Origin of the sequence: Moraxella sp. (assembly GCF_030525845.1) — a bacterium.
Classification (GTDB): domain Bacteria; phylum Pseudomonadota; class Gammaproteobacteria; order Pseudomonadales; family Moraxellaceae; genus Moraxella.
Genome location: NZ_JAUNDY010000035.1, coordinates 1 through 13,098 on the forward strand (window position 1 = coordinate 1; position 13,098 = coordinate 13,098).

16 protein-coding genes, 1 tRNA gene and 1 other RNA gene are annotated in these 13,098 nt (G+C 43.0%); 14 read left to right on the top strand and 4 right to left on the bottom strand.

All coding sequences use genetic code 11. From position 1 onward, the window contains the following. Window positions 1-2 precede the first annotated feature (2 nt). From Q4B79_RS09265 to Q4B79_RS09305, 9 genes are all read left to right on the top strand, one after another. Window positions 3-455: a F0F1 ATP synthase subunit B gene (locus Q4B79_RS09265; RefSeq protein WP_303086135.1), complete on the top strand. Its 453-nt coding sequence runs from the start codon at window positions 3-5 to the stop codon at window positions 453-455. Window positions 456-467: 12 nt separating this feature from the next. Next, window positions 468-1,109, top strand: a complete 642-nt coding sequence (locus Q4B79_RS09270) for a F0F1 ATP synthase subunit delta (RefSeq protein WP_303086136.1) — start codon at window positions 468-470, stop codon at window positions 1,107-1,109. A 40-nt stretch (window positions 1,110-1,149) separates the two neighbouring features. Next, window positions 1,150-2,694, top strand: a complete 1,545-nt coding sequence (atpA, locus tag Q4B79_RS09275) for a F0F1 ATP synthase subunit alpha (RefSeq protein WP_303086137.1) — start codon at window positions 1,150-1,152, stop codon at window positions 2,692-2,694. Between the two features lie 70 nt (window positions 2,695-2,764). Next, complete coding sequence (gene atpG, locus Q4B79_RS09280) at window positions 2,765-3,637, top strand: F0F1 ATP synthase subunit gamma (RefSeq protein WP_303086138.1); 873 nt, start codon at window positions 2,765-2,767, stop codon at window positions 3,635-3,637. A gap of 37 nt (window positions 3,638-3,674) precedes the next feature. Continuing rightward, entirely contained in the window at window positions 3,675-5,099 is a 1,425-nt protein-coding gene (gene atpD / locus Q4B79_RS09285) for a F0F1 ATP synthase subunit beta (RefSeq protein WP_303086139.1), read from the top strand. Between the two features lie 85 nt (window positions 5,100-5,184). Further along, a complete protein-coding gene (locus tag Q4B79_RS09290; protein ID WP_303086140.1) occupies window positions 5,185-5,601 on the top strand; it encodes a F0F1 ATP synthase subunit epsilon in 417 nt (138 codons plus the stop codon). 84 nt (window positions 5,602-5,685) lie between these two features. Further along, window positions 5,686-6,405, top strand: coding sequence for a response regulator (locus Q4B79_RS09295; RefSeq protein ID WP_303086150.1), 720 nt, complete (start codon window positions 5,686-5,688; stop codon window positions 6,403-6,405). A gap of 77 nt (window positions 6,406-6,482) precedes the next feature. Further along, on the top strand, window positions 6,483-8,162 hold the full coding sequence (locus Q4B79_RS09300) for an ATP-binding protein (RefSeq protein ID WP_303086141.1): 1,680 nt from the start codon (window positions 6,483-6,485) through the stop codon (window positions 8,160-8,162). A gap of 68 nt (window positions 8,163-8,230) precedes the next feature. Then, entirely contained in the window at window positions 8,231-8,404 is a 174-nt protein-coding gene (locus Q4B79_RS09305) for a hypothetical protein (protein WP_303086142.1), read from the top strand. A 9-nt stretch (window positions 8,405-8,413) separates the two neighbouring features. Here Q4B79_RS09305 and Q4B79_RS09310 read toward each other — a convergent pair whose 3' ends face one another. Next, window positions 8,414-9,808: an ATP-binding protein gene (locus Q4B79_RS09310; protein ID WP_303086143.1), complete on the bottom strand. Its 1,395-nt coding sequence runs from the start codon at window positions 9,806-9,808 to the stop codon at window positions 8,414-8,416. A 253-nt stretch (window positions 9,809-10,061) separates the two neighbouring features. Here Q4B79_RS09310 and rpsP point away from each other — a divergent pair, with 253 nt between their 5' ends. From rpsP to Q4B79_RS09325, 3 genes are all read left to right on the top strand, one after another. Next, window positions 10,062-10,307, top strand: a complete 246-nt coding sequence (gene rpsP / locus Q4B79_RS09315; RefSeq protein WP_303086144.1) for a 30S ribosomal protein S16 — start codon at window positions 10,062-10,064, stop codon at window positions 10,305-10,307. Between the two features lie 91 nt (window positions 10,308-10,398). Beyond that, complete coding sequence (gene rimM, locus Q4B79_RS09320; RefSeq protein ID WP_303086145.1) at window positions 10,399-10,944, top strand: ribosome maturation factor RimM; 546 nt, start codon at window positions 10,399-10,401, stop codon at window positions 10,942-10,944. 11 nt (window positions 10,945-10,955) lie between these two features. Beyond that, a complete protein-coding gene (locus Q4B79_RS09325; protein WP_303086146.1) occupies window positions 10,956-11,207 on the top strand; it encodes a YfhL family 4Fe-4S dicluster ferredoxin in 252 nt (83 codons plus the stop codon). Between the two features lie 46 nt (window positions 11,208-11,253). Here the strand turns inward: Q4B79_RS09325 and Q4B79_RS09330 are convergent, their stop codons facing one another. Genes Q4B79_RS09330 through Q4B79_RS09340 form a run of 3 tightly spaced genes read right to left on the bottom strand, consistent with a single transcriptional unit; the run spans window position 11,254 to window position 12,304 of the window. Further along, window positions 11,254-11,442, bottom strand: coding sequence for a DUF2892 domain-containing protein (locus Q4B79_RS09330; protein WP_303086147.1), 189 nt, complete (start codon window positions 11,440-11,442; stop codon window positions 11,254-11,256). A gap of 39 nt (window positions 11,443-11,481) precedes the next feature. After that, on the bottom strand, window positions 11,482-11,997 hold the full coding sequence (locus Q4B79_RS09335; RefSeq protein ID WP_303086148.1) for a rhodanese family protein: 516 nt from the start codon (window positions 11,995-11,997) through the stop codon (window positions 11,482-11,484). Continuing rightward, window positions 11,978-12,304, bottom strand: coding sequence for a helix-turn-helix transcriptional regulator (locus Q4B79_RS09340; protein ID WP_303086149.1), 327 nt, complete (start codon window positions 12,302-12,304; stop codon window positions 11,978-11,980). The genes Q4B79_RS09335 and Q4B79_RS09340 overlap by 20 nt, the downstream gene beginning before the upstream one ends. 134 nt (window positions 12,305-12,438) lie before the next feature. On the opposite strand from Q4B79_RS09340, the gene rnpB reads away from it, so the two are divergent. Together rnpB and Q4B79_RS09350 are read left to right on the top strand one after the other, a co-directional pair. Then, window positions 12,439-12,784, top strand: an RNA gene (rnpB, locus tag Q4B79_RS09345) — RNase P RNA component class A. A gap of 86 nt (window positions 12,785-12,870) precedes the next feature. Next, a tRNA-Met gene (locus Q4B79_RS09350) sits at window positions 12,871-12,947 on the top strand. Window positions 12,948-13,098: the final 151 nt, after the last annotated feature.

Sequence of the window (13,098 nt, forward strand, 5' to 3'; positions counted from 1 at the left end):
CCATTATCGGTCAGATGATTGCGTTTGCGATTTTCGTGTGGTTCTGCATGAAATTTGTATGGCCGCCACTCATCGGAGCGATTAACGAGCGTCAACGTAAAATCGAAGAAGGCTTAAATGCCGCTGAGAAGGCAAAAGCTGATCTTGCATCTGCTGAATCGCAAGTGCAAGAAGAGTTTGCAAATGCCAAAGCTGAGGCTGCTTCTATCATTGAGCGTGCTAATAAGACTGCCAATCAAATGATTGAAGATGCTAAAGAGCAAGCTCGCTTAGAAGGCGAACGTATTATTGCCACTGCACAGCAAACGGTTGAACAACAAATTGCTCAAACTCGTGAGCAGCTGCGTTCACAAGTCGCTAGTTTGGCGGTACTAGGTGCTGAAAAGATTTTAGAAGAAAAAGTTGATGAACAAAAACATGCCAGCATGTTAGCACAACTGGCAACCAAGCTGTAATTAGAGGAAATCATGGCTGAATTATCTACCTTGGCAAGACCTTACGCAAAGGCTGCGTTTGATTATGCTAAAGAGCAAAATGCAATTAACGAATGGGAAGATTTTTTGTTAATAGCATCTGAAATTGTGCACAATGATGCATTTATTGATTTGCTAAACAATCCAGCCATTTCTTCGGATAAAAAAACGTCTGTTTTAATGGATATTTATACTAGCCAAAAGTCAGTAGATTCTCCACTGGTTCAGACTTTGCAAGCAGCAGCATCTCAAGGTGTTGATGTTGATGCAGCGGCACAAGTACTTACAGGAAGCAAGCATTTGTCAGCAAGTAAGGCGATCACAAACTTTGTTAGTCAGTTGTCCGAAAATGGCAGATTATCATTATTTCCTGAGATTTGTACTCATTACAGCAAGCTAAAATCGAAAGAGCTAAAACAGGTTGACGCTTACGTAACATCAGCCTATCCGTTAACTGATGCTCAACGTAAATCCCTACAAGAGTCTTTGGCTGTATCAACAGGCTCTATTGTTATCTTGCATGAAGCTGTGGATAGTTCATTGTTGGGGGGTGCGACCATTAAAGTGGGCGATAAGTTTACCGATGGCTCGGTGCGTGGTAAGTTAAAACAATTACAGACTCAGCTCACAGTTTAAAAACATTTGTGAGGCTGTCTAAATTATAGGAAACAAGGCAATGCAACAATTGAATCCAGCTGAAATCAGCAATCTGATTAAGCAACGCATTCAAGACCTTGACGTAAGCGCAACTGCAAAAACTGAAGGCGTTATCGTCAGTGTCTCTGATGGTATTGTAAAAATTCACGGCTTAGAAGAAGCCATGTATGGTGAGATGATTGAGTTTGAGGGCAATGTTTATGGCATGGCACTCAACCTTGAACAAGATTCAGTCGGTGCGGTTGTATTGGGGGATTATCTCCCTTTACAAGAGGGTCAGAAAGCTTATTGCACAGGCCGTATTCTAGAAGTGCCAGTTGGTCCTGAACTTTTGGGTCGTGTGGTTGATGCATTAGGCAACCCTATTGATGGCAAAGGTCCAATCAATGCAAAATTGACCGATAAAGTTGAAAAGATTGCACCTGGCGTTATTGCTCGTCAATCCGTTGATGAGCCTGTAATGACAGGTTATAAAGCGGTTGATACCATGATTCCGATTGGTCGTGGTCAGCGTGAGCTTATCATTGGCGACCGTCAAACCGGTAAGACTGCTATGGCAATTGATGCTATCATTGCCCAAAAAGATTCTGGCATTAAGTGTGTTTATGTGGCAGTTGGTCAAAAACGTTCTACCATCGCTAACGTAGTACGTAAACTAGAAGAGTCTGGTGCGTTGGCTTATACTACTGTGGTGGTGGCGTCTGCTTCTGAGCCTGCAGCACTACAATATATTGCTCCTTATGCTGGTTGTACCATGGGTGAATACTTCCGTGATCGTGGTCAGGATGCGTTGATTATTTATGATGATTTGTCCAAGCAAGCAGTTGCCTATCGTCAAATCTCGCTGTTACTACGCCGTCCACCAGGACGTGAAGCCTATCCAGGTGATGTATTTTACCTACACTCTCGTTTGCTAGAACGTGCTTCTCGTGTTAATGCTGATTATGTAGAGGCATTTACCAATGGCGAAGTAAAAGGTAAAACAGGTTCATTGACCGCTCTGCCTATCATTGAAACCCAAGCAGGCGACGTATCAGCATTCGTGCCAACTAACGTAATCTCAATTACTGACGGTCAGATTTTCCTAGAGTCCAACTTGTTTAATTCAGGCATTCGTCCTGCGGTGAACGCTGGTATTTCGGTATCTCGTGTTGGTGGTGCTGCTCAAACCAAAATCATCAAAAAGCTATCTGGTGGTATCCGTACAGCTCTAGCTCAGTATCGTGAATTGGCAGCGTTTGCTCAGTTTGCCTCTGACCTTGATGATGCCACTAAGCAACAATTGGAACATGGGCAACGTGTTACTGAACTTATGAAGCAAAAACAATATGCGCCAATGTCTATTGCAGACCAAGCGGCGGTAATTTACGCTTCAAATGAAGGATATTTAGCTGATGTAGCAGTTGAAAAAATCGGTGCATTTGAGGAAGGTTTATTGCGTTTCCTTCGTGCTGAGCACGGCGCATTGATGAGTGAAATTGATGAGACTGCAAACTATAATGATGATATTGAAAGTCGTCTAAAAGCAGGTATTGAAGCCTTCAAATCATCTCATAGTTATTAATAAGGAGATATGGTGTATTGATTAATGCACCATATGCCCATTTAAAGATGAGTCCAGCTTTGGAATAATTATGGCAAGCTTAAAAGAAATACGTGCAAAGGTAACCAGCATTAAAAGCACTCAAAAAATCACACGTGCAATGCAAATGGTTGCTGCCAGTAAGATGCGCCGAGCTCAAGAGCGCATGGAGATGGGTCGCCCTTATGCTGATAGTATGTATCGTGTCATTTCGCATTTGGTGCAGGCACAGTCAGATTATAAGCACCCATACATGATAAGTCGTTCCGTCAATCGTGTTGGTTTTATCGTGATTACCTCCGATCGTGGTTTGGCAGGCGGTTTGAACATCAATTTATTTAAACATTTACTAAAATCGGTTAAAACTTACCAAGAGCAGTCTGTGGAAGCTGAGTTTGCTGCGATTGGCTCGAAAGGTGTTGGGTTTTTCAGAAATTTTGGTGGAAATGTAACGTCAGTAGTAACCGACTATGGCGACAGCCCAAATTATGAGCAGATTAGCGCTCCTGTCCAGACCATGCTTGATGATTATCAAAATGGCAAATTAGACAGAATTTATTTGGTATACAACCAGTTTGTCAATGCCATGACCCAAAAGCCATCTGTAACCCAGCTTGTGCCTCTGCCTGAGGGAACATTGACCGAAAATGAGAGTGCTAGTCATGGCTGGGATTATATTTATGAGCCCGATGCCAAGACTTTGATTGATGGTTTGATGGTGCGTTATATTGAGTCGTTGGTATATCAAGCAGTGCTTGAAAATATTGCTTCTGAGCAGTCAGCTCGTATGGTGGCAATGAAAGCAGCTACGGATAACGCTGGTAATTTAATTAAAGATTTGCAATTGGTTTATAATAAGCTCAGACAGGCAGCGATTACACGAGAAATCTCGGAAATCGTTGGCGGTGCTGCGGCTGTTTCATAAGTCAGTTTAGCTGAACATAATAATTTAGGAGAACGCAATGAGCGGTCGTATTGTACAAATTATCGGTGCGGTAATTGACGTTGAATTTAGCCGTAGCGAAGTCCCTCAAATTTTTGATGCACTTCATGTAGATGGCACGGAAACCACTTTGGAAGTTCAACAGCAATTGGGTGATGGCGTAGTTCGAACTATTGCAATGGGTTCAACAGAGGGCTTGAAACGTGGGTTGTCTGTATCTAATACAGGCGCACCTATTTCTGTGCCAGTAGGTCAGGCGACTTTGGGTCGTATTATGGACGTATTAGGTCGCCCAATTGACGAAGCTGGTCCCGTTAATGCTGAGCAAAAGTGGTCTATTCACCGTGAAGCGCCAAGCTATGATGAGCAGTCAAACTCAACTGAACTTTTAGAAACTGGTATCAAGGTTATCGACCTACTTTGCCCATTTGCTAAGGGTGGTAAAGTTGGTCTGTTCGGTGGTGCGGGTGTTGGCAAGACCGTGAACATGATGGAGCTTATTAACAACATCGCTCTAAAACACTCTGGTCTTTCTGTATTTGCTGGTGTGGGCGAGCGTACTCGTGAGGGTAACGACTTCTATCACGAAATGCAAGAAGCAGGCGTTGTAAACACCGAAGACTTTACCAAATCAAAAGTAGCAATGGTTTATGGTCAGATGAACGAACCACCAGGAAACCGTCTGCGTGTTGCCTTGACTGGTTTGACCATGGCGGAGTATTTCCGTGATGAAAAAGATGAAGCGACTGGTAAAGGTCGTGACGTTCTGTTGTTCGTTGACAACATCTATCGTTATACCCTAGCAGGTACCGAAGTATCAGCACTTTTGGGTCGTATGCCATCAGCAGTGGGCTATCAGCCAACATTGGCGGAAGAAATGGGTGCGCTACAAGAGCGTATTACTTCTACCCAATCAGGGTCCATTACTTCGGTGCAAGCGGTTTACGTTCCTGCGGACGACTTGACTGACCCATCGCCAGCAACCACCTTTGCTCACTTGGATGCAACTGTGGTACTAAGCCGTGATATCGCCTCACAAGGTATTTATCCTGCGGTAGATCCACTAGACTCTACTTCTCGTCAGCTTGACCCACAAGTGATTGGCGATGAGCATTATAATGTTGCTCGTGGTGTACAAGAAGTGCTTCAACGTTATAAAGAACTAAAGGACATTATTGCTATTTTGGGTATGGATGAGTTGTCAGAAGAGGATAAGCTTGTGGTTTATCGCGCTCGTAAGATTCAGCGTTTCCTATCGCAGCCTTTCCACGTGGCAGAAGTATTTACAGGCGCTCCCGGTAAATATGTAGCACTTCGTGATACCATTGCAGGCTTTAAGTCTATTATCAATGGCGAGTATGATCATCTGCCAGAACAAGCGTTCTACATGGTTGGTGGTATTGATGAGGCTATCGCCAAGGCTGAAAAACTAAAAGCTGCCTAATGTCTTAAAGGTTAAGATTGAATAACTTCAGTCTTAACCGCTTTATTAAGATGAAGATGGTATTGAGATAAATATAGGAGTTATCATGGCAATGTTTAAATGCCGAGTGGTTAGTGCAAGAGAGGAGCTTTACTCGGGCGATATTAGTGTGCTTGTGGCCTCAGGCATTGACGGAGAGCTAGGGATTTTGGCAGGGCATACACCTATTATTACGCTTTTAAAACCAGGCCCCATGCATCTTAAATTGGCAGATGGTACCGATGAAGTTATTTATGTTCAAGGGGGCGTACTTGAAGTTCAGCCAAAATTGGTTACTGTGCTTGCTGATTCAGCGGAGCGTGCTAGCAATTTGGATGAAGCCAAGATTGCTGAGGCTCGTCGTAATGCCGAACAAGCACTTGCCAATCAAAGTGCAAATATTGACACCACAGCTGCTCTAACTGCGCTTGCTGAATCTCTTGCTCAATTACAAACAATTCAAAAATACAAAAACCGTGCCTAATTGAGCTTGCATCAAATAATTGTATTTGATGTAGGTTGTTGTGTGATGGTTTTTGTGAGTACTTTGCATCTAGGATAACTTATGATGACGACAGCCCCAGAAAAAGAAGATATTCCTCGAATTCTGATTGTCGAAGATGATGAGCGTCTTGCAATCTTAACCCAAGATTATCTTAGACGTAATGGCTTAGACGTGGCGATAGAAACTGATGGCACCCGTGCTATTCGTCGCATCATTAGTGAGCAACCCGATTTGGTGGTGCTTGATGTCATGCTTCCAGGCTCTGATGGTCTGACTGTGTGTCGTGAGGTTCGTCCACATTACGCCCAGCCAATCTTAATGCTGACAGCACGTACAGAGGATATGGATCAGGTTTTGGGTCTGGAAATGGGTGCTGATGATTATGTAACTAAACCTGCTCAGCCTCGTGTCTTGCTTGCTCGTATTCGTGCTCTGCTTCGTCGCTCAGATGTTGCGCCAGCTGATGAGATGCCACAGCGTCTTGAATTTGGCGATTTGGTAATTGACAATGGCGGACGCTCCGTTACGCTTAATGATGAGCTTGTAGATTTTACCAGTGCCGAGTATGATTTGTTATGGCTTTTAGCGTCCAATGCAGGTCGTATTTTGTCTCGTGAGGATATTTTTGAGCGTTTGCGTGGTATTGAGTATGATGGTCAAGACCGCTCTATTGATGTGAGAATCTCTCGCATTCGTCCCAAGATTGGCGATGATCCAGAAAATCCAAAACGCATTAAGACGGTTCGCAGCAAGGGTTATCTCTTTGTTAAAGAGGGTAATTGAGTTTGTTGTTAATTACTGTATAATGATAAAAGTCAGCCTACCGCTGACTTTTATTTTATTTGTATTAAGTCAAGAATATGGCAATATTATCATTCACTGAACGCAGTATTTTTTTTCGCATTTATACAGGGTTGTTGTTCGTTTGTTTTATGGTAGCTTTTTTTGGCTATTTTTTAATTCAAGCCATCAATCAACAGCGATTGCAGTCATACAGAGAGTCTGTGGCCACCATCGCCTTTTCGCTTGGCGCAGATGTTTATGATGAGTTACCCGAAAATGATAAAAAGCACTGGCTTTTGAAGATAAGTCGAGAATTTGGCTCGGAAATTCGTGTTGTCCCCATTGATGAAATGGATTTTAAGGGGCGTGAATTAAAACGCCTTAGTGAAGAAAAGTCCGTGGTTCGCTATATTGATATGACTCGCTTGACCATGATTTATCATGCGGTTGATGATGGGCAAAACGTGCTGTCCATTGAATTTGATCGCATTAATGAGCGTCAAGTTCATGCTACGATGATGTTTTTGCTGAGAGATTTGGAGCGTTATGATGACCTTGACGACAAGCAGGAGAGATTGTCTGAGCTAAGTGAGGAATTTGGCTATGCGATGATGTTGATGTCTATGGCGGATTTGGGCGTGGACAGAGAGCAGTTTGAAAAGCTGATGTCGGGAAAAACCGTACTAAGTTTTGATAACGAGAACCAGCGTCCACGTTTATCGGTCATGGTAGCATCGGACGTGTCAGGTGAGGTGGTGGTGGTGCATGTGCCATTATTCAACTTTTTTTCTTGGGACGTGTTGGTTAGTGTGGTGTTGATTTGTTTGTTCTTGGTAAGTTGCGGTGTGTACGCTTTGATTTTTCCATTGGATAGACGACTTCAACTACTCCAAACAGGGGTTGATAAAGTTACCGAAGGCAACCTAGATACCATGATACAAGTAACGGGTCATGATGATATTGCACGTCTATCCTCAACTTTTAATGCCATGACTCGCCATATTAAACGGCTGATAGAATCTCAGCGTGAACTGACACGTGCAGTCTCTCATGAATTACGCACACCTGTCGCTCGTATTCGTTTTGCAATGGAAATGTTGGCTGATGAGGACGATTACGAGCTCCGCCAATTTCAAAAGCAAGAGATTGATAAAGATATTACCGCCCTAAATGAGCTGATTGATGAAATTTTAACCTATGCTAAATTAGAAGAGGGTTCGCCCAAGATGGATTGGGAGATGGTTTGTCTAAGTGAACTACTCGAACAGATTAAAAAAGAGACAGATGCTTTGGGTAAACCCATTGAGGTAAAAATCATTCCAATTTCTCACAAAATTGTGGCAATGGCAGACAGGCGTTATTTGCATCGTGTGGTACAAAATCTGGCGGGCAATGCATTGCGTTATGCAAAAAGCACGGTCATCATCAGTGCAGGTGTCAAAAAGGGCATGGCGTTTGTCGTGGTAGAAGATGATGGTGATGGCATTGCAGAGGCTGACCGTGAAAAAGTGTTCATTCCTTTTGCACGGTTAGATGACAGCCGTACCCGTGCGTCTGGAGGCTATGGGCTTGGTTTATCGATTGTCTCTCGCATTGCGTTTTGGTTTGGTGGCAGCATGAGTGTTGACGAGAGTCCGACTTTGCATGGAGCAAGATTCATGATGGAGTGGCCTATTAAGCAGGTGGGCGTAGTCATTGCGGCAGATGAGTTGACAGGTGCAAAAAGTGAGAAAAAATTGGTGAGCGAACAAAATTAACGATGACCGTATGTGCTTTTGGCAAATTTATGTTAAAATGAGATTAATTTTATAACGTTGGAACGATTATGCCTCAAATTTTCGGTGCGTTGGTACTTGCCAATGCTGTGTTATTTGGTTATTTGTTACTTGTCCCTAAGGGTGTTGATGGCAATGTTGAGCAAGCAAAAAGTCGCTTGACAGCACCTGTTGCCTTTACCAATACCACCAACCAATTACCTCCTGAGATTGGCGAAAAATAATCGTCAGTGTTATACACTTGTTGGGGTCTGCGTGGCTGACTGATTGTCAAGCAAGGGGATATTAACAATAACCTCCAATCCGCCATCATCATGATTTCTGGCAATGACTTCGCCTTGATGTAGGTGGGCGATACGGCTGACGATGGCAAGACCGAGTCCACTACCTTGTGTGGTACGTGCTGTCTCTCCCCTTTCAAAAGGTTGCATGATACGATAAAGCTCGCCTTCTGCCACGCCTTCGCCTTCATCTCGCACGCTGATGGTAAGCGTGCTTCTTGTGGCGGCTGTGTCCATGAGAGTCATGTCGTGAGCTTGGGTGGTAATGATGGCACTTAGATGAATGGGTGCTTGACCGTAGCGTACGGCGTTATTCACAAGATTTACAATCATTCGCTTGATGGATAGGGGGCGTACCAGCACATCGGTGGCGACTCGATTGTCATAAATAAAGTGAACGTCATTAAACTGTACGCTGATTTCATGAAAAATCATCTCTAAGTTAGTGGGGCGTACTGCTTCGTCCGAACCGTCTTTCATGAACGACATGAACTGTTCTAAGATAGCGTCCATATCCTCAATATCATACACCAAGCCCTCCCTAAAAAACTCATCTGGCAACATCTCTGCCGTTAGACGCATTCTGGTTAGTGGTGTGCGTAGGTCATGACTGATGCCAGCGAGCATGATGGTGCGTTCGTTTTGGGACTGGTGTAGGGTATGAAATAGTCGATTAAAGGCGGTATTTACTTTGCGAATCTCATTTGAGCCAACCTCAGGTAAAGTGGTGGCATGTCCTAGATGAATATAGTCATTGGCGGTGCGTTCTAGTTTTTTTAGGGGGCGATTTAAACGGCGAACCAGTACAATGCTTACTAAAATTATCAAAATCGGCAATCCAAACACAAATCCAACAAGCAATCCTGCACTGTATTGTGAATAGTGAGCCACAGGTTCACGAAACCAAATATCAGGATATTTGCTGTCCCAAATCCATAGCTTAGGCTGGGGTTTGAATTTAAAATAAGCTTTGATTTCACGTCCCAGCTCTTTGCTGACTTGATGAGCAAAAATATCAGTAAAAAAATCTGCCACGATTTTATCATTAACTACTGGAAAATGATTAGGATTATCAATCACTTCAATGTGGCTATTTTGTCTTATCCAAGCAAGTGTCTCAGGATGGTCTATAAAATCTTGATGAGCTTTATCCATGCGTGATAACTCGCTTGATAGGTAGCTGGCGTGATTTTTAATTTCGGGCAGATAAAGACTACGCCAAATAAGCCAAATAGACAGGGCGGTGCTGGTAAAGACGACAAAAATCACGATACTGACCGTCTGCCACGTGTTTGAGTTGATGGCGTGTCTTAGTTTAAGTTGCCAGTATTTGTATTTTTTTTTCATGAGAATACGCAGGGTGCAAAATTGGCATTCTAGCATGAAACCATTGAATCTCAAAGATATCAAGTGCAGACATCATGAGCTCTTGTAGAAATTTACAAACAATTTTTAAAAACCTCTTTAAATATGACGCAAAAATTGGTATAATCTAGAATTCCTATAAATCTGGTTTTGCCAGCGGCTCATCCTCAATATATTATTGGCGACCAGTGTTTCTTGCAAATTTTAATATCATTGAATTTTAGAGAGAATTATCATGGTTGTTATTCGTCTAGCTCGTGGCGGTTCAAAAAAACGCCCATTTTACCAAATCGTTGTTGCTGATAAGCGTGCTTCTCGTGATGGTCGCCACATCGAAAGAATTGGCTTCTTTAACCCACTTGCTCGTGGTCAAGAAGAAGTTTTCCGTATCGACCAAGAAGCTTATGATGCGTGGATTGGTAAAGGTGCACAGCCATCAGAGCGCGTTGCCCAACTTATCAAAACCGCTAAAAAAGCCTAATTTCTGATAGTTTTTGTCGGTTTGTGTGCCTTCCGCCTAATGGCTCGGTTGTCATACAAACCGATTTTTATTTTTAAAATCGATGAAAACCATGACTACACCATCAAAACATGCTCCAAATGCTAGTGAGCTTATCCAAATTGCCACCCTAAAAAAACCTTATGGTATCAAGGGTTGGCTATGGGTGTTTAGCTTGACTGATAACCGCACCGATATTTTTAATATGTCGGACTGGTACATGAAGACAGCCACAGGGTTTAAACCACTTACAGTAACTAATTGGCGAGAACAAGGGGCGGGACTTGTTGCAAGTTTTCAAGAAGTACCTGATCGCAACATGGCAGAAACCATGAATGGCGTGAGTATTTGGGTGGATAAATCACAACTGCCAGAGCTTGATGACGATGAGTATTATTGGTCGGATTTGGTGGGTATGACGGTCATCAATGAAGAAGGCGACAATCTAGGCATAATCAAGGAGATGTTTGAGACATCTGCCCATGCCATCATTTCTATAAAACCTACGGGCGAAAGTATTGATGGCGAAGATAGGCTTATCCCTTGGCATAAGGACATTGTGTTAAATGTTGATTTGGATGCAAAAACCATGTTAGTGGCGTGGGGGCGTGATTATTAATTGGAGGGGTTATGGCACTTAAAATTACCCAAGAATGCATCAACTGCGATGTTTGTGAGCCTGTTTGTCCCAACGAAGCCATCAGTGCAGGCGATGAGATTTATGTGATTAATCCTGCTCTTTGTACTGAGTGCGTGGGGCATTTTGACACACCCCAATGTGTAGAAATCTGCCCTGTGGACTGCATTCCCAAAGATGAAAATCATGCCGAAAGTCAAGAAGAGCTTTTGGCAAAATACCAAAAAATTGCAAATGGTAGATGATGTAAAATGGGATAGACCAGTTTGGTTTATCCCATTTTTGGTTAAATCAGCACTTTTTGCATGTGCTAATGCCAAGCAAACGATAAAGTGGACAAAACTTCATTGCACCTGTCGCTAGGGCAATCACCCCCAAATAGCCCCACCAACCAATCACGCCAGTGATGGCAAGTCCGATTAACACAATGCCTAAAATGATACGAATCGTGCGGTCAATGCTGTGTAGATTTGCTTTCATTTTTTGCTCCTGTTTGGATTAAGATTTGTGTAAATTGGTTTAGCGTTGATTGTAGGGTAGTAACATGAGCAATCTTGCCATGCCACAAAAGCCTGTCATGCCAGCCACGAGCAGTCCTGCCCCCACAAAGGCACTTAGTCCATAAAAGCCATGATTGACACTCGCCCCCAAAACCACACCTAACAAAATCAAACTGCCTGCTATCATTTGTACTTGGCGTTGTAGGGGTAGGGGCTGGTTGTCGTCTTTGAGCGTGGGTAGGTTCGCTTCTTGCCAGCCGTTTAGCCCTTTTTCTAAAATGTAGGCTTCACGTCCGTTGGCGAATTTTTCTAGGGTTGCCATGCTATTTTGGGTTCTTACGCCACCCAAGCAATGAAAAATCAGCACCGCCTTGTCATTCATGGGGTCGCACCCCGCCATGGTATCTGCAGGAATGCAGATTGCTCCTGCGATGCGGTGGCGATTATGCTCATCTTGGGAGCGAATGTCTATCAAGCATGCCCCATTTTTGATTTTTTCGTGGGCTTGTATGGCATTAATGGTTGGTATGCTCATCATTTTCTCCATGGTTGGCACAAAAAATATCGTGCAGAGCCTGCATGAGCCGTAAGGTCTTGTCATCGCTGATTTTGTAGTACATTTTTTGGGTGTCTTGGCGGTGGGTTAAAATGCCTTCACTTCGCATTTTTGCCAAATGTTGCGACAGGGCTGGTTGACTAAGCGAAGTGGGCAAATGTGCGTGCAAATGCGTTACACACATTTCGCCACGCTCTGCCAAAATGCACAAAATCAAAAGACGAGTAGGGTTGCCAAGCGTTTTTAACAAATCACTGACCGTTTGGGCTTGTTGCTCTAAATTCATGTAAATAAAACTTCTCTTATATAATATATTTATTATATTAGCATAGTTTTATATAAAATCAATAAAAAACACAGAAAAATCAGAAAATTTATAAAAATATCATCCTATGTCATAAAAATTTGCTATAATGAACTTTGGCAAACCAGACAGTCGCCGTCCATATGGAGGGAGGAAAGTCCGGACTACATAGGGCAACGTGCCAGCTAACGGCTGGGAGGCGAAAGCCTACGACAAGTGCAGCAGAGAATAGACCGCCTACAACCTCATGGGTGTGGGTAAGGGTGAAACGGTGAGGTAAGAGCTCACCGCATGACTGGTAACAGTTCATGGCAAGGTAAACTCCACGTGTAGCAAGACCAAATAGGTGTCCAATGGGTTGCCCGCTCAGGATACGGGTAGGTTGCTTGAACATGTCAGTAATGACATGTCTAGATGAATGACTGTCCACGACAGAATCCGGCTTATCGGTTTGCCTTAATTTTCAATATGTTACTATTAATTTTTATCTTTCATTAAAAATACTGTTGACAAAAAAATATCATTCGGTATAATTAACGACCTGTAACGGCGATGTAGCTCAGCTGGTTAGAGCGTACGACTCATAATCGTAAGGTCAAGAGTTCAAGTCTCTTCATCGCCACCAATTATACAATTTTTTAAAAAAAGTTCTTGATTTTCACTCAAAATATTGTATAATGGTAAAAATGGTTGATTGGACAGCTGATTTTAGGTTAGTTTCAAAAAAACTTAAAAAAATGCTTGACAACACAAAATACTGTGATAGAATAGTCAGC